Source organism: Streptomyces sp. NRRL S-920 (assembly GCF_000717945.1).
Taxonomy (GTDB): Bacteria; Actinomycetota; Actinomycetes; order Streptomycetales; family Streptomycetaceae; genus Streptomyces; species Streptomyces alboniger.
This window is the reverse complement of the sequence record NZ_JODF01000017.1, coordinates 1-20143: the sequence shown is the minus strand read 5'-3', so window position 1 is coordinate 20143 and position 20143 is coordinate 1. Positions and strand designations below refer to the sequence as shown.

The following is a 20143-nucleotide window of genomic DNA, read 5'->3' as shown; positions in this document are numbered from 1 at the left end:
CCCCCGGGACTCACCCCTTGGGGAGGACCGGGGCTCAGCCCTTGGCGAGGATGTCCACGCTGAAGACGAGCGTGGCGCCCTTCTTGATGGAGCTGCCCTGGGGCGGCTGGTCACCGTAGCCCAGCTTCGGCGGGATGACGATGAGGACGCGGCTGCCGACCTTCTTGCCGGTCAGGCCCTGACCCCAGCCCTTGACGACCTGCGCGAGCTGGAACTGGGCGAGCTGGCCGCCCTTGTACGAGGAGTCGAACTCCTTGCCGTCCGCCCACTGCACACCCTTGTACTGGCACAGGACGCTGTCGGTCTCCTTGATCACGTCGCCGTCGCCCTCCAGGATGTACGAGGAGACGAGCTTGTCCGGCGCGTCGGTCTTCGGAAGGTCGATCGAGGGGGCCTTGCCGTCGGTGTTGGTGCCGACCTTGGGCAGGTCCTTGTTGGACTGCGCGATCTCCTTGCCCTTCGCCGAACTCTTGGCGTTGAAGGTGCCCACGAGGTCGACCACGAACACCAGCGTGTCCGAGCCCTTGATGCCCGCCTGCTTGTTGCCCTCCTCGCCGTACCCCATCTTCGGGGGGATGGCCAGCTCCACGCGGCTGCCGAGCTTCTTGCCGACCAGCGCCTGGTCCCAGCCCGGGATGACCCGGCCGACGCCGATCGGGAAGACCGTGGGGTTGCCGCGGTCGTAGGAGTTGTCGAAGACCTTGGCCGTCGCCCAGATCTGGCCGAGGTAGTTGGCCTGGAGATAGTCGCCCTTGACGACCTCCTTGCCCTTGCCCTCGATCAGGGTCTTGACCGCGAGGTCGGAGGACGCCTTGCCGGGGCCCTTGGCGACGGTCGGCTTCTGGCCGAACTTGTCGCCCTTGGTGATCTCGGGCAGCGGCCCGGCCACGATCTTCGCCGTCGGCGCGGCCGAGGGGGAGTTGGCGGGGCTGTCGCTGGGCTTGGTCTTGGCCTTGTCGGCCTTGTCGTCACCGCAGCCTGCCAGCGTGAGCAGGCCGGCCGGGACAGCAAGGAGGAGTGAGCGTCGGCGCACGGTGGGGGCCTCGTATCGGTCGATCTTGTGGGTTGGAGTGCGCGCAACTCTACGGCGTGAGAAGGGCGCCGCACGAGGAACGTACGACGCCCGCGTTGCGTTCCCACAACGCCACCGGTTTCACCCGGGCCACATTGTCATCCAGTCACATTCCCGTTCGTCCGGTCACATGCCGGCGTCCGGTCACATGCCCGCGATGAGCTTCTCCACCCGGTCGTCCACCGACCGGAAGGGGTCCTTGCACAACACGGTGCGCTGAGCCTGGTCATTGAGCTTCAGGTGCACCCAGTCGACCGTGAAGTCCCGGCGCTGCTCCTGCGCGCGCCGGATGAAGTCGCCGCGCAGCCGCGCCCTGGTGGTCTGCGGGGGCACCGACTTGCCCTCGAAGATCTTCAAGTCGTTGCAGATACGGGCGGCTTGGCCCTTCCTCTCCAGGAGGTAGTAGAGGCCGCGACGGCGGTGGATGTCGTGGTACGCCAGGTCTATCTGGGCGACCCGGGGGTGCGACATGGTCATGTTGTTCTTCGCGCGGTAGCGCTCGATGAGCTTGTACTTCATGACCCAGTCGATCTCGGTGCCGATGCGGTCGAGGTCCTCGGACTCGATCGCGTCCAGCGTGCGGCCCCACAGTTCGAGCACCTGCTCGACCGTGCCGGTGCGGATGCCGCGGCGGTCGACGAAGTCCACCGCCTTCTCGTAGTACTCGCGCTGCACTTCGAGGGCGGAGGCCTCGCGGCCACTGGCCAGGCGCACCTTGCGGCGGCCCGTGATGTCGTGGCTCACCTCGCGGATGGCCCGGATCGGGTTCTCCAGGGTGAGGTCACGCATGACCGTGCCCGCCTCGATCATGCGCAGCACGAGGTCGGTGGCGCCGACCTTGAGGAGCATGGTCGTCTCGGACATGTTCGAGTCGCCGACGATGACGTGGAGCCTGCGGTAGCGCTCGGCGTCCGCGTGCGGCTCGTCGCGGGTGTTGATGATCGGCCGGGAGCGGGTGGTCGCGGACGACACCCCTTCCCAGATGTGCTCGGCGCGCTGACTGACGCAGTACACGGCGCCGCGCGGAGTCTGGAGCACCTTGCCGGCGCCGCACAGCAGCTGCCGGGTGACCAGGAACGGGATGAGGATGTCCGCGAGCCGCGAGAACTCTCCATGACGGGCCACCAGGTAGTTCTCGTGGCAGCCGTAGGAGTTTCCCGCCGAGTCGGTGTTGTTCTTGAAGAGATAGACGTCGCCCGCGATTCCCTCCTCGTGCAGGCGGCGTTCGGCGTCGACGAGCAGGCCTTCCAGAATGCGCTCGCCTGCTTTGTCGTGGGTGACCAGCTCGGTCACGTTGTCACATTCGGGTGTGGCGTATTCCGGATGTGACCCCACGTCAAGATAGAGGCGGGCGCCGTTCCGCAGAAAGACGTTGCTGCTGCGGCCCCATGACACAACACGGCGGAAGAGGTAGCGCGCCACCTCGTCAGGCGACAGGCGGCGCTGTCCCCTGAACGTGCACGTGACGCCGTACTCGTTCTCCAGCCCGAAAATGCGGCGGTCCATGACTGAACATTACGCCTGATGCCCTGCACTGAAACCGGGTTCGACGACCCCGTTTCGATCATTTTCCGATGAACCCGCAACAACCCCCGATTCATGGACCGGCACCAATACCCGCGCCGTCGCCAGCAAAACCACCAGCGCTGCCGCTCCCGCCACTCCCGGCACGGCGAACCCCCACACCGTCCCGCCCCACTCGACGACGGGCCCGGTGGCGGCGGTACCGAGCGAGGCCCCGACCGTGAACGTCGTCACGAGCCAGGAGAACGCCTCGGTGACCGTGCCGCGCGGCGCGTGCCGGTCCACGATGATGAACGCACAAGCCAGCGCCGGCGCGAGGAAGACCCCCGCGAGAGCGGTCAGCGCCGTCATCGCGAGCGCGCCCGGCACCAGCGTCAACGGCACGTAACAGACCGCCAGCAGAGCCACCAGGACCGTCAGCCGCCGCTCCGGCACACCGCGCCACCGCCGCGCCCCGTACACGGATCCGCCGGCCAGCGCGCCGAGCCCGAGCGCCGCCATCAGCCAGCCGTACACCGCGTCACCGCCGTGCCCGTCCGCGTACGACACACCGGCCACGGTGATCGAGCCGAGCGCCATACCGATGAAGAGGAACGCGCCGAGGAGCGCGAGGAGACCGGGCGAGCGCAGGGCTCCGAGCCAGTGCGCCTCCCTCGGTGCCGAGCGCCACGCGCGTGAGGGCTGGGACACCACTACGGAGAGCGCGCCCAGCACGCCGACCGCGTTCACGACGAGCAGCGCGGCCTGCTCCGACCAGAGGGCCACGCAGCCCGTGACGAGCAACGGCCCGACGGTGAACATCACTTCCTGGGCGACGGCGTCCATGGCGTACGCCGCGTGCACCTGCTCCTCCTTGCCGAGCACGCTCGGCCACAGCGCCCGCAGGCCGCCCTCCAGCGGCGGCGTGAACAGGCCGGCGGCTCCCACCGTGACGTAGGCGAGGGCCAGCCGGTCGGGCCCGGTGAAGGCGAAGGCCGCCATGGCGAGCGCGGAGAGCAGGGCCGCGGGCAGCTGCACGCGCGGCTGGCCGTGCAGATCGACGAGGCGTCCGAGCAGCGGCTGCCCCACCGCGTTGGCCACGCCGTACACCGCGGCGAGCGCGCCCGCCAGGCTGTAGGTGCCGCCCTCGGCCCGGATGAACAGCACGATGGCGATCGCGGCCGTGGCGTTGGGCAGCCGGCCCACCAGCGTTCCGGCCAGCAGCCGGGTCGCGTACCGCGTCCGGAGTATCTCCGCGTATCCCGCAGCCATGCACTACCGCCCCTCCCCCGCACCACCACGGCCGGGGTTTTACGTATAACTTCCGGAGTCATACGTACCATGAGCGCTGTCAGCTGTCCACGTGGGGCACCGCGATCCCACCCCGCCCCGCGGGCACCACCAGGGAGGCAACAGTGGCCGGGCCACAGCACGAAGCCGGGACCCCACGCCCCACGAGCCGCGACGTCGCACGCGCCGCCGGCGTCTCCCAGGCCACCGTCTCCCTCGTCCTCGGCGACAAATGGCGAGGCAGGGTCGCCGAGCCCACAGCCGAGCGCGTACGCACCGCCGCCCGACAGCTCGGCTACCGCCCCAACCTCGCCGCCCGCAACCTGCGCCTCGGCAGGACAAGGACGGCACTCCTCGTCGTCCCCGCCCTCACCAACGAGTTCTTCGCGCACGTCCACACCGGAGCCGCCCGCGTCGCCGCCCGACACGGCTTCGGCGTCCTCCTCTACCCCTCCCCCGAGGGCCCCGGCCCCGCCCGCGACCCCTTCGACTCGGCACGCGCGTCCCTGGACGGCGTCCTCGCCTCCTCCATGGCCTCACAAGTCCTCGCCACCATCCGGGGCGACGACCTGCCCCTCGTCATGCTCGACAGCGACCCCGCCCGCAGCCTGGGCGCCGCCACCGTCAACCTCGACCTGGCCGACGGCATGCGCCAAGTGACGGAACATCTGCTCGCCCTCGGCCACCGCCGCTTCCTGCACCTCGCGGCGGCCGTCGACTCCTGGACCTTCGACGTACGCGCCGACGCCCTCGCCGCGGCCCTGCACGGCACGGACACGGCCGTACACCGCATCACCGCCCCCCTGACCGTCGCCGCCGCCCGCACCGCCGCAGAAGCCGCCCTGGCCGCTCCCGGCCCCCGCCCCACAGCGGTCATCTGTGACGACGACTTCCTCGCGGCAGGGGTCTGCAAGGCCGCGCGACGACTCGGACTGCGCGTCCCCGAAGACCTCTCGGTGACCGGCTTCGACGACCTGACCCTCGCGACCGCCGTCGAACCGGAGCTGACCACGGTGCGCCTGCCCGCCGAGCGCTTCGGCGAGCGCGGCATGGAAGCCCTGGTCGCCGTCGTCGAGGGCCGGACCCCCGATGCGGCCCCGCTCCCCGTCGAACTCGCCGTCCGCGACTCGACGGGCCCCGCCCGCTAGGACGCCCCGCCCCCCGCGCACGCGAACGCCCCGCGCCCCGGCCGACCGGCCGGGACACGGGGCGCACACCGCGCTGCGGACTACTCGACGTCACCGCCGGACCGCGGCGCGGGGCCGCTGTCCTCGTCCGTGTCACTGGCCGCGTCCGTCGCGCCGCCCTCATCGAGCAGCCGCGACAGCTGACGGCCCACGATCCGCTTGAACTTCCGCTGCTGCGGCCGCGTCCGGTCCAGCACCGCCACCTCCAGGCGCTCGGCGGGGATCTCCCGCTCAGAGCCATTCGTGTCGCGGGAGAGCGCACGCACGGCCAGCTTGAGAGCCTCCGCGAGCGTCATGTTGTCGTTGTGGTGCTGATCGAGATAGGTGCTGATCTGCTCCGCATTGCCACCGACGGCAAGCGAACCGTGCTCGTCGACGATCGATCCATCATGCGGAAGGCGGTAGATCTGATCACCCTCGCGCGTGGCCCCCACCTCGGCGACCACCAGCTCCACCTCGTACGGCTTCTCGGCCGCACTGGAGAAGATCGTGCCCAGCGTCTGCGCGTACACGTTCGCCAGGCCGCGGGCCGTCACGTCGTCACGGTCATAGGTGTAACCGCGGAGGTCCGCGTAACGGACACCGCCGATACGGAGATTCTCGTACTCGTTGTACTTGCCGGCGGCCGCGAAACCGATCCGGTCATAGATCTCGCTGAACTTGTGCAGCGCACGGGACGGGTTCTCGCCGACGAACACGATGCCGTCGGCATACTGCAATACGACCAGACTGCGGCCGCGCGCGATGCCCTTGCGAGCGTATTCCGCCCGGTCGGCCATCTGCTGCTGGGGTGATACATAGAACGGCGTCGACACCGGATCCGTCCCTTTCTGTCAAGAACTTCAGTCAGCGGCGAATGCGGAGCGATCAGAGCAGCGCGGCACGCGGGCCGTCCGGCTGCTCCAGCCGCTTCTCCAGGATCGAACGCGCGATCACAGACGATTCCTCGTCCGTCAGCCGCCGGAACCCCTCGTCGGAGATGACAGTGACGATGGGATAGATCCGGCGCGCCACATCGGGCCCACCCGTCGCCGAGTCGTCGTCCGCGGCGTCGTACAGCGCCTGGACCACCAGCGTCGTCGCCTGCTCCTCGGTCAGAGCGTCGTGGTACAGCTTCTTCATCGCACCCCGCGCGAAGACCGAACCGGAGCCGGTCGCCGCGAACCCGTGCTCCTCGGAGCGGCCGCCCGTGACGTCGTACGAGAAAATACGGCCCTTCTCGCGGTCCACGTCATAGCCCGCGAACAGCGGCACCACGGCGAGGCCCTGCATGGCCATGCCGAGGTTGCTGCGGATCATCGTGGACAGACGGTTCGCCTTGCCCTCCAGGGAGAGCGTGGCACCCTCGACCTTCTCGAAGTGCTCAAGCTCCAGCTGGAAGAGCTTCACCATCTCCACGGCCAGACCGGCCGTACCGGCGATGCCCACCGCCGAGTACTCGTCGGCGGGGAAGACCTTCTCGATGTCCCGCTGCGCGATGACGTTCCCCATCGTCGCCCGCCGGTCACCGGCGAGCACCACGCCGCCGGGGAACGTCACGGCCACGATGGTCGTGCCGTGCGGGGCCTCGATCACGCCCTGCGTGGGCGGCAGTTGGCGGTTGCCCGGCAGGATCTCGGGCTGATGCTCGGACAGGAAGTCCATGAAGGACGACGAGCCAGGCGTCAGGAAGGCAGCTGGTAGACGCCCGGTGCTACGAGTGTTGGCTTCCACGAGGTTCCCTCCAGGTAGGCGGCAGCCCGACGAACAGTGTCGGGATCGTCTCCCAACTTGCCGATGGCCGAATTGCAGTTGAAGCACAGTACGCCACGGACCTTACCCGTCTCGTGGCAGTGATCCACATGGGCTGCGGGGGCACTGAGACAGATCACGCAGAGCCCCTTCTGGGAGGCGATCATCTCATCGCGCTCGGCTTCGGTCATGCCGTACTGGCGCTTCAGGTGCCCCTCCCGCCCCTGGATGGCCCGGCACGCCTTGCAGCGCGTCGACAGGCCATCCGAGGCGGTCGCATTCCGGTGCCACTCAGCATGAGGCTTGATCTCGTCGCAGGTGCGGCAGAGCTTGTGTCCCTCGGGAACGGCTACCTTCTCGCGAACCGACTTGCCGCGAGCTTCTTGGCGACGCTTGTAGTACTCGGCTGCACATTCGCGGCAACTGGTCTGCAAGCCATCAGGCCGCGACCTGTTCGCCGCGAAGGCGCCGGCAGGAAGAGTCTGCTGACAAGTCGAGCACTTCTTGCCGATGCCCAATTCGGACATTCGTCACTGTCCGCCCTTTTGCACGAAACTCCGGACAAAGTCCTCGGCATTTTCCTCCAAGACATCGTCGATCTCGTCCAGAACGGAGTCCACATCGTCGCTCAGCTTCTCCTGACGCTCCTTGAGGTCCTCCGAAGCCTGCGCGTCCTGCGCCTGCTCCTCGGTCTCCTCGGTGGAACGCGTCGCCTTCTGCTGCCCGCCGCCGGTGTCCTTGGTCGCCATCTACCTCACCCCGCTCGCTCGGTTAGACGTTCTTGATCAGACCCTACAAGCCGGGTCCGGCATCGGCCCCGCACTTCGTTCAACGTGCGGGACCCACCTCTGTGATTCCCCCGCCGGTGACCTTTCAGCCGCCGGAGAGCACCCGAACCAGTTCCTCTGCCGAGCGGCAGCGGTCCAGGAGTTCCTTGACGTGGTTCCTGGTGCCGCGCAGGGGCTCCAGGGTCGGCACTCGTTGCAGAGAGTCACGGCCCGGGAGGTCGAAGATGACCGAGTCCCAGGAGGCCGCGGCCACGTCGTCCGCGTACTGCTCCAGGCAGCGGCCGCGGAAGTACGCCCGGGTGTCCTCGGGAGGCTTGGCGGTGGCACGCTCCACGTCCGCCTCGTCCAGGAGCCGCTTCATCTTGCCCCGCGCCACCAGGCGGTTGTACAGCCCCTTCTCGGCCCGTACGTCGGCGTACTGGAGGTCGACCAGGTGGAGCCGCGCGGCGTCCCAGTCGAGGCTGTCGCGGCGGCGGTAGCCCTCCATCAGCTCCCGCTTGGCGACCCAGTCGAGTTCTCCGGAGAGGCTCATCGGGTCGCTCTCCAGGCGGCCGAGCACGTCCTCCCAGCGGGCGAGGACGTCCTTGGTCTGCTCGTCGGCGTCGGAGCCGTAACGCTCCTCGACGTACTTGCGGGCCAGCTCGAAGTACTCCATCTGGAGCTGGACGGCCGTCAGTGATCGACCGCTACGGAGAGTGACCAAATGCTGGAGCGTCGGATCGTGGGAGACCTGGTGCAGCGTGCGCACGGGCTGGTCCACGGCGAGATCCACGGCGATGAAGCCGTCCTCGATCATGGCGAGAACGAGCGAGGTCGTGCCGAGCTTCAGATAGGTGGAGATCTCCGAGAGGTTCGCGTCGCCGATGATGACGTGCAGCCTGCGGTACTTCTCCGCGTCCGAGTGCGGCTCGTCCCGGGTGTTGATGATCGGCCGCTTCAGGGTCGTCTCCAGGCCCACCTCGACCTCGAAGTAGTCCGCGCGCTGGCTGAGCTGGAAGCCGTGTTCGTGGCCGTCCTGGCCGATGCCGACGCGGCCCGCGCCGGTGACGACCTGGCGGGAGACGAAGAAGGGCGTGAGGTGGCGCACGATGTCCGAGAAGGGGGTCTCCCGCTTCATCAGGTAGTTCTCGTGCGTGCCGTACGAGGCGCCCTTGTTGTCGGTGTTGTTCTTGTACAGGTGGATCGGCTGGGCCCCGGGGAGCTGCGCCGCGCGGTCCGCGGCCTCGGCCATGATGCGCTCGCCGGCCTTGTCCCACAGGACGGCGTCCAGGGGGTTGGTGATCTCCGGTGAGCTGTATTCGGGGTGCGCGTGGTCGACGTAGAGCCGTGCGCCGTTGGTGAGGATGACGTTGGCGAGGCCGATGTCCTCGTCGGTCAGCTGGCTGGAGTCGGCGGCCTCGCGGGCGAGGTCGAATCCCCGCGCGTCCCGCAGCGGGTTCTCCTCCTCGAAGTCCCAGCGGGCGCGTCGCGCCCGGTGCATCGCCGCGGCATAGGCGTTGACGATCTGGGACGAGGTGAGCATGGCATTGGCGTTCGGGTGGCCGGGGACGGAGATGCCGTACTCCGTCTCGATGCCCATTACTCGCCGTACGGTCATGCGGCCCTCCTTGCCCGGCGGCGCTCCCCTTCGGGAACGGCGCTCAAGTACCGCTGGTTCTCCGGTGCGTGTGCGGTGCCCGTCCCCGCACTGCGCGACTCGGCGGTACCGAAGAGCCTAGAACGCCTTTGCGCTGGTGGGGAGATCATTGTCTTCATTGAAAAGCAGACGGCTGCGGGTACCCGTGAAGGACACCCGCAGCCGTCCTGTGTTCTACAGGTACTGACCGGTGTTGGCCACCGTGTCGATGGAGCGTCCGGTGTCCGCGCCCTGCTTTCCGGTGACGAGGGTGCGGATGTATACGATCCGCTCGCCCTTCTTGCCGGAGATCCGGGCCCAGTCGTCCGGGTTGGTGGTGTTGGGCAGGTCCTCGTTCTCCTTGAACTCGTCGATGCAAGCCTGGAGGAGGTGGGAGACCCTGATGCCCTTCTGGTTCGCTTCGAGGAAGGCCTTGATGGCCATCTTCTTGGCGCGGCCCACGATGTTCTCGATCATGGCGCCGGAGTTGAAGTCCTTGAAGTAGAGGACTTCCTTGTCGCCGTTGGCGTACGTCACTTCGAGGAAGCGGTTCTCCTCGGACTCGGCGTACATCTGCTCGACGACGGACTGGATCATGCCCTGGACCGTGGTGCGTCGGTCCGCGCTGTGCTCGGCCAGGTCGTCGGCGTGCAGGGGTAGCCGTTCGGTGAGGTACTTGGCGAAGATGTCCTTCGCCGCCTCGGCGTCCGGGCGCTCGATCTTGATCTTCACGTCGAGTCGTCCGGGGCGCAGGATCGCGGGGTCGATCATGTCCTCGCGGTTGGAGGCGCCGATGACGATGACGTTCTCCAGGCCTTCCACGCCGTCGATCTCGGCGAGCAGCTGGGGGACGATGGTGTTCTCCACGTCCGAGCTGACACCGGATCCGCGGGTGCGGAAGAGGGATTCCATCTCGTCGAAGAAGACGATGACGGGGGTGCCCTCGCTCGCCTTCTCGCGGGCACGCTGGAAGACCAGGCGGATGTGGCGCTCGGTCTCGCCGACGTACTTGTTGAGCAGTTCCGGGCCCTTGATGTTGAGGAAGTAGCTCTTCCCCGCGGGCTGTCCGGTGACCTCGGCGACCTTCTTGGCAAGGGAGTTGGCGACGGCTTTGGCGATCAGTGTCTTGCCGCAGCCGGGGGGCCCGTACAGCAGTACGCCCTTGGGCGGCCGCAGTTCGTGCTCCTTGAAGAGGTCGGGGTAGAGGTACGGAAGCTCGACGGCGTCCCGGATCATCTCGATCTGGCCGCCGAGGCCGCCGATCTTCTCGTAGCTGATGTCGGGGACTTCTTCGAGGACGAGTTCCTCGACCTCGCTCTTCGGTACGACCTCGTAGACGTAGCCGGAGCGGGGTTCGAGCAGGAGGGCGTCGCCGGGGCGGATGGTGACGTCGAGGAGTGGTTCGGCGAGCCGTACCACCCGTTCTTCGTCGGTGTGCCCGACCACTAGTGCTCGGTCGCCGTCCTCGAGGATCTCCTTGAGGGTGACGATGTCGCCGACGCTCTCGTACTCCATGGCCTCGACCACGTTGAGCGCTTCGTTGAGCATTACTTCTTGGCCGCGCTTCAGCTCTTCCAGCTCCACGCTGGGGCTGACGTTCACCCGGAGCTTGCGGCCGCCGGTGAAGATGTCCGCCGTGCCGTCCTCGTTCGCCACGAGGAAGACTCCGAAGCCGGCCGGTGGCTGTGCGAGCCGGTCGACTTCCTCCTTGAGGGCCACGATCTGGTCGCGGGCCTCGCGGAGTGTGTTGGCGAGCCGCTCGTTCTGCGCGGACACGCCGGCCAGGTTGGTCTGTAGCTCGACGATCCGCTCTTCGAGAATCCTCGTATGCCGCGGAGAGTCGGCGAGCTTGCGTCGCAGGACGGCGATTTCCTGCTCGAGATAGGCAACCTGACCGGCAGGGTCTTCAGACCCTCGTCCCGGCCGGATGCCGCGGTTGATGTCGTCGTCGTGGGCTGCCACGGTCCTCACCTCCTCCAAGGGGAGCTGGACGCTTCCAGACCCTACCTGGGTGGGTGTCGATTGAAACCCCTAGATCACAAAGACGAGGGGGTGTGTCCGATCTTCACCCTTGCGCTTTCCCCTCACGCCAGGTGAATACCCACCCAACAACATCGGAAAGCGGGCGGTTGTATCGTCGAAGTGTTCAACACCCGTCAGAGCTGGCCCGACTTACTCCACACCGGTCGGCTCGACGCAGCGACCGGCAGGAGAGATGACCGTGCGGCACGACGCCGAGACCGGCAGTGAGGGCCATGATCTGCTGGAGGTCTGGATCGACCAGGACCTCTGTACCGGAGACGGCATCTGCGCGCAGTACGCGCCCGAGGTCTTCGAGCTGGACATCGATGGTCTGGCCTATGTGAAGAGCGGCGACGACGAGTTGCTCCAGGCCCCGGGGGCCACGACGCCCGTGCCGCTGCCGCTGCTGCGGGACGTCGCGGACTCCGCGAAGGAGTGTCCGGGCGACTGCATCCACGTGCGGCGGGTTTCGGACAGGGTCGAGGTGTACGGGCCCGACGCGGAGTGATCCGTATCCTGCCGTCGCGTCACACGCTGTGCGCCTCGGCGGGGGCCGTCCGCGCGAACGCGCCGTCCTTCCATTGCCACTTGGCCGCGTCCTTGCGGTCGGGGCAGCAGCGGGGGACGTCCAGCGAGGAGTAGCCGAGGAGGGTCGCGGTGATCGCTCCCTCACGCACGGCGAGGTCCGTCACGTTCGTCCGGTCCTTCGGGTCGACGAGGGTGGCGACCACGCGGGGCTTGCCCGCCTTGGGGCGGGTGATCACGTAGACCCCGTCGGGTGGGGTGCCCGAGCCGGCCCGGCAGTGCACGACGGCGACGGTCTCGGCCCTGCCGTCCCCGTCGAGGTCGCCGGTGGCCTTCTTCTTCACGGCGGACTTCACGGGGCCGCAGTCGAGGGGGAAGTCCACGGAGGCGGGGTCGGGGGCGGGGGCCGGTGCGGGGGCGCCCGCCGCTGCCCTGGTGTGCGCCTCGGGCCCGGACTGGGCGGCGGTCGCGGGGTCGGGCTGGAGGAAGGCGGAGCCCGCGACGACGGCGGCCAGCGCGGCGGCGGTGGCCAGCCAGTGGACGGGGCGGGTAGTGGTGTGAGCCAGGTCCGGGACGGCGGGGTGCTGCACGAGGAAGTGTCTCCTGTGAGGGCTGTGCCGGTGGGATGGCCAGCATCGTGCCATACGTCACAGTGAGGTGGAACACCGGGGTCCGGGGGTACTCGTAGAACTTTTGGTACGCGGCTGGTGTCCTGCCAACGAAACGGCGCCGCCGCGGAGTTCCCCGGTCGGTCGGGGAACTCCGCGGCGGCGCCTGCTCATTGGACGGGGCCTGCCGCGCGGGTCAGCGCGGGGCGCCGCCGTCGGCGTTGGGTCCGGCGTAGTCCTCGCCGTAGGCGCCCTTGGCGGGGCGGCGACGGCGCATGGGGGGCTCCACGCCGTCCGCGAGGCGGCGGGCGGTGAGCAGGAATCCGGTGTGCCCGATCATGCGGTGGTCGGGGCGGACGGCCAGGCCCTCGATGTGCCAGTTGCGGATCATCGATTCCCAGGCGGTCGGCTCGTTGAAGCCGCCGATCTCGCGGATGGACTCGACGGTCCTGGCGAGCTGGGTGGTGGTCGCCACGTAGCAGCAGAGGATGCCGCCGGGGACGAGCGCCTTGGAGACGGCCTCCAGGCACTCCCAGGGGGCGAGCATGTCGAGGATGACGCGGTCGACCTCGGTGTCGCTGAGATTGTCCTGGAGGTCGCCGACGGTGAGCTGCCAGGCGGGGTGGGGGCCGCCGAAGTAGCGCTCCACGTTCTGCTGGGCGATCTCCGCGAAGTCCTCGCGGCGCTCGTAGGAGTGCAGCATTCCCTGGTCGCCGATGGCGCGCAGCAGGAAGCTGCTGAGCGAGCCGGAGCCCACGCCCGCCTCGACGACGCGTGCGCCGGGGAAGATGTCGGCGAAGGCCAGGATCTGCCCCGCGTCCTTGGGGTAGACCACGGCGGCGCCGCGGGGCATGGACAGGACGTAGTCGGGGAGCAGGGGGCGCAGCGCCAGGTAGGCGACGTTTCCCGTGGTTCGGACAACACTGCCCTCGGGAGCGCCGATCAGCTCGTCGTGGGGGAAGGAACCCTTGTGGGTGTGGAAATTCTTCCCGGCTTCGAGCGTGAACGTGTAGTGGCGTCCCTTGGGGTCGGTGAGCTGGACCTGGTCCCCGACCTTGAAGGGCCCGCGACGGCGGGCGGCACCGGTCGGTTCGGACATGTGACCAGCCTACCGGCCGCGGCGGGGCCCTTGGACCACGGTCCGGTGGGTCGCCGGGGTGCTTGGCTCGCGGGACCGATGCGAGCTGTGCGTCGGATGGGGGTGAAGTTTGTTCCCGGTCGGTCGGCGGGCGGCGCTCAGGAAGGCCGGGCCATCGCCTTGACGAAGGCGCGTTCCACGTCGGCGGCGGACAGGACGCCGTAGATCTCTCCGGAGTCCTCGACGACGAGGTACTCCGTGGCGGGGGTGGCCCGCAGGGTGTCGAGGAGTTCCTCTCCGGAGAGTTCCGCGGAGACCCGCATGCCTTCGGTGATGTCCTGGGCGAGGCCGCTGACCGTGACCCAGGGGCGGCGGTGCTGGGGCACGGAGACGATGGCCGCCTCGCGGACGACCGCCATCGGGTCGCCGTCGGGGTCGACGACCACGAGGGCGCGCGCCCCGGCGTCGTTGGCCCGGCGCAGCGCCTCGGAGAGGGGGGTGTCGGATTCGACGGGGACGGCGCGGCGGGTCAGGGTGCGGGCGCGCAGCTCGGGCAGGTGTTCGCGCAGGCGGGCCATGCGCAGGCTGTTCCCGGCGCCGGTCCAGATGATCGCGGCCAGGATGGCGGCGAGCAGGGCGTCGGTGACGGTGTCCATGCCGCCGATGTCCTGGGTTTCGCCGCCGAGGGCGCCGGACTGGTTGAGGAGCGGCAGTCCGATCAGTACGGAGATGGCGAGGGCGCGGCCGACCCAGGCGGCGGCGACGGTACCGCTCATGGGCTTGCCGGTGATCTTCCAGACGACGGCGCGCAGCATGCGGCCGCCGTCCAGGGGCAGGCCGGGCAGGAGGTTGAAGGCGGCGACGATGAGGTTGGAGATCATCAGTCCGGCGAGCAGGACGCCGGGGACGGTGCCGGGCTCGACGGCGCGCATGCCGGCGTAGAAGATCCCGGCGAGGACGAGTGACAGGAGTGGGCCGACGAAGGCGAGGACGAATTCCCGTCCTGGCGTCTCGGATTCCTTCTCGATCTCGGAGACCCCGCCGAAGAACTGGAGCTGGATGCGGCGCACGGGGAGCTTGAAGCGCAGGGCGGCGACGGTGTGGGCCAGTTCGTGGACCAGTACGGAGGCGTAGAAGGCGACGGCGAAGAAGAGTGATACGAGGTAGCGGACGCCGCCCAGCTCGGGCAGGACGCGGTCGAGCTGGTCGCCGAAGACCCAGGTGATGAGGGCGGCGACGAGGAACCAGCTGGGTGCGACGTAGACGGGCACGCCGAAGGGCCTGCCCATGAGGAGGCCGCCGCCGGGGCCCTTGCGGGCCTTGGGCGGGACTTGCGCCTTCTTCCGCTCCCCCGGCCCGTACGGGGCTCGCTCGCGCTCTGCGGGGGCCGGGGTGGTGGGGGCCGGCCCGGTGGGGGGCTGAGGGTGGGGGCCCGTCGGGTCCGGGCGGTCTGCGGGCGCGGGCCGGTCCGGCTCGTCCCGCGGGGGGCGCGTCGCCTTCTCGGGTGTGTCCTCCGCGGGCGCAGGCTGCTCGGAGGAGCCGGCCGTGCCCCGGGGGCGCGTGCCCTCGGCGCCGTCGGACCGCGGCCTGCCGCTCTCGCCGCTCTCGTCCACGATGTCCCCTCGTTCGAAGCGTCCCTCGCCCCGGTACGGCGCGATGCCTTCACGATCATGCAGGGCGAGAGGGTCTGCCGTCGATGGTATGCGTCGGTTGTCAGTGGCGGGTCGTAGGGTCTGTCCTCATGGAAACCAGCACCGAAGGTGCCGCGGCGGCCGTGCGCCCGGCATCCCTGTCGCCCTCACGCGCGGGCGACTTCATGCAGTGCCCCTTGCTCTACCGGTTCCGGGTGATCGACAAGCTGCCCGAGAAGCCGAGCGAGGCCGCCACGAGAGGCACGCTGGTGCACGCCGTCCTGGAGCGTCTCTTCGACGCGCCCGCAAGCGAGCGCACGGCGCCGCGCGCCAAGTCGCTCATCCCCGGCCAGTGGGACCGGCTGCGCGAGAGCAGGCCGGAGCTGACCGAGCTGTTCGCCGACGACCCGGAGGGCGAGCGCATGGCGCGCTGGCTGTCGGACGCGGAGAAGCTCGTCGAGCGCTGGTTCACCCTGGAGGACCCGACGCGCCTGGAGCCCGCCGAGCGCGAGCTGTTCGTGCAGGCCGAGCTGGCGTCGGGCTTGAAGCTGCGCGGCATCATCGACCGCGTCGACGTCGCCCCTTCGGGGGACGTCCGCATCGTCGACTACAAGACGGGCAAGGCCCCGCGTCCGGAGTACGCGGAGGGCGCGCTGTTCCAGATGAAGTTCTACGCCCTGGTGGTGTGGCGGCTGAAGGGCGTGGTTCCGCGCCGTCTCCAGCTGGTGTATCTGGGCAGCGGTGACGTGATCACGTACGACCCGGTGGTGGCGGATCTGGAGCGGGTGGAGCGCAAGCTGCTCGCGCTCTGGGAGGCGATCGAGCTGGCGACGGCGACGGGCGAGTGGCGGCCCCGGCCGACGAAGCTGTGCGGCTGGTGCGACCACCAGGCGGTATGTCCGGAGTTCGGCGGGACTCCCCCGCCGTATCCGCTTCCGGTGAGGGCGCCCGGGTCCGCCGAGGGCGCGCAGGGCAGAATGGGGCCGGGCTAGCTAAGGAGAGTTACGTGGCCATCCGCGTCCTACTGGTCGATGACCAGCCGCTGTTGCGCACCGGGTTCCGGATGATTCTGGAGGCCGAGCAGGACATCGCGGTCGTCGGCGAGGCCGGAGACGGCCTGCAAGCTCTCGATCAGGTGCGGGCGCTCCAGCCCGATGTGGTGCTGATGGACATCCGTATGCCGCGGATGGACGGCGTGGAGGCGACGCGGCAGATCACCGGGCCCGGCCGCGACGGTCCGGCGAAGGTCCTCGTGCTCACCACCTTCGACCTGGACGAGTACGTGGTGGAGGCGCTGCGCGCCGGTGCCAGCGGCTTCCTCCTCAAAGACGCTCCGGCGAACGAGCTGGTGCAGGCGATCCGCGTGGTCGCCGCGGGTGAGGCGATGCTCGCGCCGAGCATCACGCGCCGTCTGCTCGACAAGTACTCCGCGCACCTTCCGTCCGGCGATGAGCCGGTGCCGGACACCCTGCACACGCTCACCGACCGCGAGGTCGAGGTCCTGAAGCTGGTGGCCCGCGGCCTGTCGAACGCGGAGATCGCGGCGGACCTCTTCGTGAGCGAGACGACGGTGAAGACCCATGTCGGCCATGTGCTCACGAAGTTGGGCCTGCGCGATCGCGTGCAGGCGGCCGTGTACGCGTACGAGAGCGGACTGGTGCGTCCCGGCGCGCAGTAGCCCCCGGTGGTTGGTTCCGAGGCGTGAACGACGACGGTGGCCGCCCCCTCGGAGGGGACGGCCACCGTCGTCGTTCACGGTCACCCGCGGTCAGCCCTTGCTGATCTCCCAGAAGCGGAAGACGGTCGAGGCGTCCAGGCAGGATTCGAGGCCGTAGACGTTGTCGCGGACGACCGCGTACTGCTTGGCCTGCCAGACCGGCAGGATCGGCAGCTGATCGGCCACGATGTCCTGGAGTTCGGAGTACTGCTTGTCGGTCTTGGCGCGGTCGCTCTCGGTCGCCGTACCGGGGATGATCTTCCCGGTGATCTCACTGTTCTCGAAGTGGTTGCCGAGGACGTTGCCCTTGCCGAAGAAGGGCTGCGTGAAGTTGTCGGGGTCCGGGTAGTCCGGGACCCAGCCCTTCACGTAGACGCCGTACTTGCCGGCGGCGATGTCCTTCTCGTACTGCTCGAACTCCACGGACTTCACGTCGGCGTCGAAGAGACCGGAGGCGTTGAGCTGCTTGGCTATGGCGTTCAGCTCCTGGTCGGTGGCCGGGCCGTAGCGCGAGGGCGTCGACCAGAGCGTGAGCTTGACCTTGCCGTCGACTCCGGCGGAGCGCAGCGCCGAGGCGGCCTTCGCGCGCTGCGGGCGGGCGCCGTAGGTGTCGAAGAACGCGGTGTTGTGGCCGCCGATGCCCGCCGGGACGATCGAGTACAGCGGCGACGCGGTGTCGTTGTAGACCTCCTGGACCAGGGCGTCCCGGTCGAGGAGGTAGGCGATGGCCTTGCGCACGCCGAGCTTGCCGGCCACCGGGTCCTTCATGTTGAAGACCAGGTGCTGGACCTCGGCGCTGGTGCCCTCGACGATGTCGACGTCCTTGCCGGCCTCGGAGGTGTCCTGCTCGATGTCCGCGATGTCGGCCGCGGCGAGGCCTCGGTAGGCCAGGTCGATCTCGTTGTCCAGGAGCGCCTTCTTCAGGCCCTTCTGGTCGCCGTTGAAGAACTTGAGGGAGACGCCCTCGTTCTTGACCTTGGCCGTGCCCTTGTAGGAGGAGTTGACGGAGAAGTCCGCCTGCTCCTTGTCGAAGGAGTCGAGCTTGTACGGGCCGGAGCCGACCGCCTGGCCGTCCTCGCGCAGCTTGTTCATGTCGTACTCGCGGTGGTCCACGATCGAACCCGCGCCCGAGGCGATCTTGCTGGGGAAGGTCGCGTCGGGGTACTTGAGCCGGAAGACGACGGTCTTGGCGTTCGGGGTCCGGACGCTGTCGAGCATCGGGAACATGATCGCCGGGCCGGTGTCGTCCTTGATCTTCCGCATGCGGTCGAAGGAGAACTTGACGTCCTTCGAGGTGAGGGCGTTGCCGTTGCTGAACTTCAGCCCGTCACGCAGCTCGCACTTGAAGACCTTCGCCTCCATGTCCGTGAAGCCGCAGCTCTTGGCGGCCTCCGGCTCGGGTTCCGTGGCGCCCTTGGGGAAGCTCATGAGGGACTGGAAGACGTTGTTGAACAGGAGCCACGACCCGGGGTCGTAGCCGGATGCCGGGTCGGTGGCGAGGACGTCGTCGGACATCCCCACCACGACCGCGTCGCCCGTCTCGCCCGCTCCGCCCGACTCCGATCCGCAGCCGGTCAGCAGGGCGGCGGCGAGCCCTCCCGTGAGGGGAAGGGCCAGCCACTGGTTACGACATTTCACGTACGTGCCTTTGGTGTTGTGGTCATTCGGTGGGACTGGGGCCTGTGGGAGGGGGGAATCAGCCGCTCACGCCGCGGCCGAGTTCCCACAGCTGGAGGTTCGAGGAGGAGTTGAGGGCCCACTCGACGCCCGTGATGTCGTCGCGCGCGGCGATGTACTGCTTGCCCTGCCACAGCGGGAGCACCGGGACGTCCTCGGCCACGATGGCCTGGATCTTGCGGATGCTCTTGGACGCGGCCAGCCGGTCGGCCTCGCGGCGCGAGGTGGGGATCAGCTGGTCGTTGATGTCGCGGTTGACATACGGCGAGCCGAGGAAGTTGTCCTTGTCGAGGAAGGGCGCGAGGAAGTTGTCGGCGTCGGGGAAGTCGGGGAACCAGCCCATGCCGTACACGTCGTACTCGCCGTCGCGCTCGGCCGCGCGGAACGTGCTCCAGGGCGTGCCCTTGATCGAGACGTCGAAGAGCCCGGAGGCGTTCAGCTGCTTTCGCAGCAGCTCGAACTCCTTCTTCGTGGCCGAGCCGTAGTGGTCGGTGGTGTAGTGCAGCGTGAGCTTCACCGGGGTGGTGATGTTCGCCTTGTTGAGCAGCGAGCGGGCCTTGGCCGGGCTCGGGTTGCCGTACTTGTTGAAGAACGAGTTGGCGTGGCCCGTGATGGTGGAGGGCACCAGTGAGTACAGCGGCTCGGCCGTGGAGTTGTACACCGCGGAGGCCAGCGCGCCGCGGTCGACGACCTGCGCCATGGCCTGGCGGACGGCCTTGCTCTTGACCTTCGGGGCGTCGGTGTTGAAGGCGAGGTAGCGGATCTCCAGACCCTGCATCTCGACCAGGTCGATCTTCTTGTCCGAGTTGAGCTTCTCGACCTGCTCGGGCGACATGGTGCGCGTCATCAGGTCGATGTCGCCGTCGTCGAGGGCCTTGCCCATGGACTCGGCGTCGGCGAAGTTGCGCAGCTCCACCTTGTCGCTGTGCGGGGTGAACTCGCCCTTGTACTTGGGGTTCTTGGTGAACACCGTCTTGACCAGGCGGTCGCCGTCGACCTCGTGCTCGGCGGTGTACGGCCCGGATCCGGAGATCTCGAAGCCGTCGCGGAGCTTGTTCTTGCTGTAGTGGTCCTTGCTGATGATGCCGGCGGTGGGGGTGGCCAGCTTGTACGGGAACGTGGCGTCGGGAGTCTTGAGGTGGAAGACGACGCCTCGGCTGCCCTGGGTCTCGATCTCCTCCACGTTCGCGACGAGACCGTCCGAGCCGCTGGGGTCCTTGATCTTGATGTCGCGGACCCGCTCGATGGAGAACTTCACATCGGCGGCGGTGAGCGGCTTGCCGTCGGAGAACGTCAGGCCCTTGCGCAGGGTGCAGGCGTAGCGTTCGTTGCCCGTGTCGGTGAAGCCGCAGCTCTCGGCGGCCTCCGGCTGGGGGTCGCCGCCGCCGCGGGGCAGGGCCATCAGCGTCTGTACGGTCTGGCGCAGCAGGTTCCAGGATCCGGCGTCGTAGGCGTACGCCGGGTCGAAGGGCGCCGGGACCTCCTTCGAGATGGCGAACGCGTCCGTGGTGCCGACAGCGATCGCGTCGTCACCGTCGCCGCTGCCCGACCCGCCGCATGCGGCGAGGGCGGGGGCGAGCAGGCCTATGACGGCCGGCAGCACCAAAGTCTTGCGGTTCATGCTCGACGTTCTCCAGAGCTCTTGGATCCCGTGAATCCCGCAACGCGGGGTGTGGGTTGGTGGGGCACGGGGGTGGGG

At 68.7% G+C, this 20143-nt stretch carries 18 protein-coding genes; 4 read left to right on the top strand and 14 right to left on the bottom strand.

Translation table 11 applies throughout. The annotated features are described in order from the left end of the window. Positions 1 to 34: 34 nt before the first annotated feature. From IG54_RS0114890 to IG54_RS0114880, 3 genes are all read right to left on the bottom strand, one after another. Positions 35 to 1033 (bottom strand): FKBP-type peptidyl-prolyl cis-trans isomerase, encoded by a 999-nt coding sequence (locus IG54_RS0114890; RefSeq protein WP_030782916.1) that lies wholly within the window; start codon positions 1031 to 1033, stop codon positions 35 to 37. A gap of 183 nt (positions 1034 to 1216) precedes the next feature. Further along, positions 1217 to 2578, bottom strand: coding sequence for a Pup--protein ligase (gene pafA / locus IG54_RS0114885; RefSeq protein WP_030782913.1), 1362 nt, complete (start codon positions 2576 to 2578; stop codon positions 1217 to 1219). 9 nt (positions 2579 to 2587) lie between these two features. After that, the gene (locus tag IG54_RS0114880) at positions 2588 to 3847 is read right to left on the bottom strand and encodes an MFS transporter (protein WP_030782911.1); all 1260 of its coding nucleotides are present in this window, start codon (positions 3845 to 3847) and stop codon (positions 2588 to 2590) included. A 143-nt stretch (positions 3848 to 3990) separates the two neighbouring features. Between IG54_RS0114880 and IG54_RS0114875 the strand changes: the two genes are divergently transcribed. Then, positions 3991 to 5013 (top strand): LacI family DNA-binding transcriptional regulator, encoded by a 1023-nt coding sequence (locus IG54_RS0114875; RefSeq protein ID WP_030782908.1) that lies wholly within the window; start codon positions 3991 to 3993, stop codon positions 5011 to 5013. 80 nt (positions 5014 to 5093) lie between these two features. On the opposite strand, the gene prcA is transcribed toward IG54_RS0114875, so the two are convergent. From prcA to arc, 6 genes are all read right to left on the bottom strand, one after another. Then, positions 5094 to 5867 (bottom strand): proteasome subunit alpha, encoded by a 774-nt coding sequence (gene prcA, locus IG54_RS0114870; RefSeq protein WP_037897121.1) that lies wholly within the window; start codon positions 5865 to 5867, stop codon positions 5094 to 5096. Between the two features lie 52 nt (positions 5868 to 5919). Beyond that, positions 5920 to 6765 (bottom strand): proteasome subunit beta, encoded by an 846-nt coding sequence (gene prcB / locus IG54_RS0114865; RefSeq protein WP_030782902.1) that lies wholly within the window; start codon positions 6763 to 6765, stop codon positions 5920 to 5922. Beyond that, positions 6717 to 7310 (bottom strand): endonuclease VII domain-containing protein, encoded by a 594-nt coding sequence (locus IG54_RS40260; RefSeq protein ID WP_030783188.1) that lies wholly within the window; start codon positions 7308 to 7310, stop codon positions 6717 to 6719. The genes prcB and IG54_RS40260 overlap by 49 nt, the downstream gene beginning before the upstream one ends. 3 nt (positions 7311 to 7313) lie before the next feature. After that, positions 7314 to 7532: a ubiquitin-like protein Pup gene (locus IG54_RS0114855; RefSeq protein WP_030782898.1), complete on the bottom strand. Its 219-nt coding sequence runs from the start codon at positions 7530 to 7532 to the stop codon at positions 7314 to 7316. 124 nt (positions 7533 to 7656) lie between these two features. Then, positions 7657 to 9168 (bottom strand): depupylase/deamidase Dop, encoded by a 1512-nt coding sequence (dop, locus tag IG54_RS0114850; protein ID WP_420712254.1) that lies wholly within the window; start codon positions 9166 to 9168, stop codon positions 7657 to 7659. Positions 9169 to 9381: 213 nt separating this feature from the next. Then, positions 9382 to 11148 (bottom strand): proteasome ATPase, encoded by a 1767-nt coding sequence (arc, locus tag IG54_RS0114845; RefSeq protein ID WP_030782890.1) that lies wholly within the window; start codon positions 11146 to 11148, stop codon positions 9382 to 9384. A 253-nt stretch (positions 11149 to 11401) separates the two neighbouring features. Between arc and IG54_RS0114840 the strand changes: the two genes are divergently transcribed. Beyond that, complete coding sequence (locus tag IG54_RS0114840) at positions 11402 to 11716, top strand: ferredoxin (RefSeq protein ID WP_030782886.1); 315 nt, start codon at positions 11402 to 11404, stop codon at positions 11714 to 11716. A gap of 19 nt (positions 11717 to 11735) precedes the next feature. On the opposite strand, the gene IG54_RS0114835 is transcribed toward IG54_RS0114840, so the two are convergent. From IG54_RS0114835 to IG54_RS0114825, 3 genes are all read right to left on the bottom strand, one after another. Then, the gene (locus IG54_RS0114835) at positions 11736 to 12323 is read right to left on the bottom strand and encodes a hypothetical protein (protein WP_030782883.1); all 588 of its coding nucleotides are present in this window, start codon (positions 12321 to 12323) and stop codon (positions 11736 to 11738) included. A 214-nt stretch (positions 12324 to 12537) separates the two neighbouring features. Next, positions 12538 to 13440, bottom strand: coding sequence for a tRNA (adenine-N1)-methyltransferase (locus IG54_RS0114830; protein ID WP_030782880.1), 903 nt, complete (start codon positions 13438 to 13440; stop codon positions 12538 to 12540). A 137-nt stretch (positions 13441 to 13577) separates the two neighbouring features. After that, positions 13578 to 15032, bottom strand: a complete 1455-nt coding sequence (locus tag IG54_RS0114825; protein WP_030782877.1) for a site-2 protease family protein — start codon at positions 15030 to 15032, stop codon at positions 13578 to 13580. A gap of 128 nt (positions 15033 to 15160) precedes the next feature. On the opposite strand from IG54_RS0114825, the gene IG54_RS0114820 reads away from it, so the two are divergent. Both IG54_RS0114820 and IG54_RS0114815 read left to right on the top strand, forming a co-directional pair. Beyond that, positions 15161 to 16042, top strand: a complete 882-nt coding sequence (locus IG54_RS0114820; protein ID WP_030782875.1) for a RecB family exonuclease — start codon at positions 15161 to 15163, stop codon at positions 16040 to 16042. A 14-nt stretch (positions 16043 to 16056) separates the two neighbouring features. Next, positions 16057 to 16728 carry a response regulator gene (locus IG54_RS0114815; protein ID WP_030782872.1) on the top strand — a complete coding sequence of 224 codons (672 nt, stop codon included), beginning with the start codon at positions 16057 to 16059 and terminating at the stop codon, positions 16726 to 16728. A 90-nt stretch (positions 16729 to 16818) separates the two neighbouring features. Here IG54_RS0114815 and IG54_RS0114810 read toward each other — a convergent pair whose 3' ends face one another. Further along, on the bottom strand, positions 16819 to 18405 hold the full coding sequence (locus IG54_RS0114810; protein WP_030782869.1) for an ABC transporter substrate-binding protein: 1587 nt from the start codon (positions 18403 to 18405) through the stop codon (positions 16819 to 16821). Positions 18406 to 18463: 58 nt separating this feature from the next. Beyond that, entirely contained in the window at positions 18464 to 20065 is a 1602-nt protein-coding gene (locus IG54_RS0114805; protein WP_030782866.1) for an ABC transporter substrate-binding protein, read from the bottom strand. Positions 20066 to 20143: the final 78 nt, after the last annotated feature.

Excerpts from the sequence above, each read along its gene's own strand:
- pafA (WP_030782913.1), bottom strand. The coding sequence starts at position 2,578 with ATGGACCGCCGCATTTTCGGGCTGGAGAACGAGTACGGCGTCACGTGC.
- IG54_RS0114880 (WP_030782911.1), bottom strand. The coding sequence starts at position 3,847 with ATGGCTGCGGGATACGCGGAGATACTCCGGACGCGGTACGCGACCCGG.
- IG54_RS40260 (WP_030783188.1), bottom strand. The coding sequence starts at position 7,310 with ATGTCCGAATTGGGCATCGGCAAGAAGTGCTCGACTTGTCAGCAGACT.
- IG54_RS0114855 (WP_030782898.1), bottom strand. The coding sequence starts at position 7,532 with ATGGCGACCAAGGACACCGGCGGCGGGCAGCAGAAGGCGACGCGTTCC.
- dop (WP_420712254.1), bottom strand. The coding sequence starts at position 9,168 with ATGACCGTACGGCGAGTAATGGGCATCGAGACGGAGTACGGCATCTCC.
- IG54_RS0114840 (WP_030782886.1), top strand. The coding sequence starts at position 11,402 with ATGACCGTGCGGCACGACGCCGAGACCGGCAGTGAGGGCCATGATCTG.
- IG54_RS0114830 (WP_030782880.1), bottom strand. The coding sequence starts at position 13,440 with ATGTCCGAACCGACCGGTGCCGCCCGCCGTCGCGGGCCCTTCAAGGTC.
- IG54_RS0114820 (WP_030782875.1), top strand. The coding sequence starts at position 15,161 with ATGGAAACCAGCACCGAAGGTGCCGCGGCGGCCGTGCGCCCGGCATCC.
- IG54_RS0114805 (WP_030782866.1), bottom strand. The coding sequence starts at position 20,065 with ATGAACCGCAAGACTTTGGTGCTGCCGGCCGTCATAGGCCTGCTCGCC.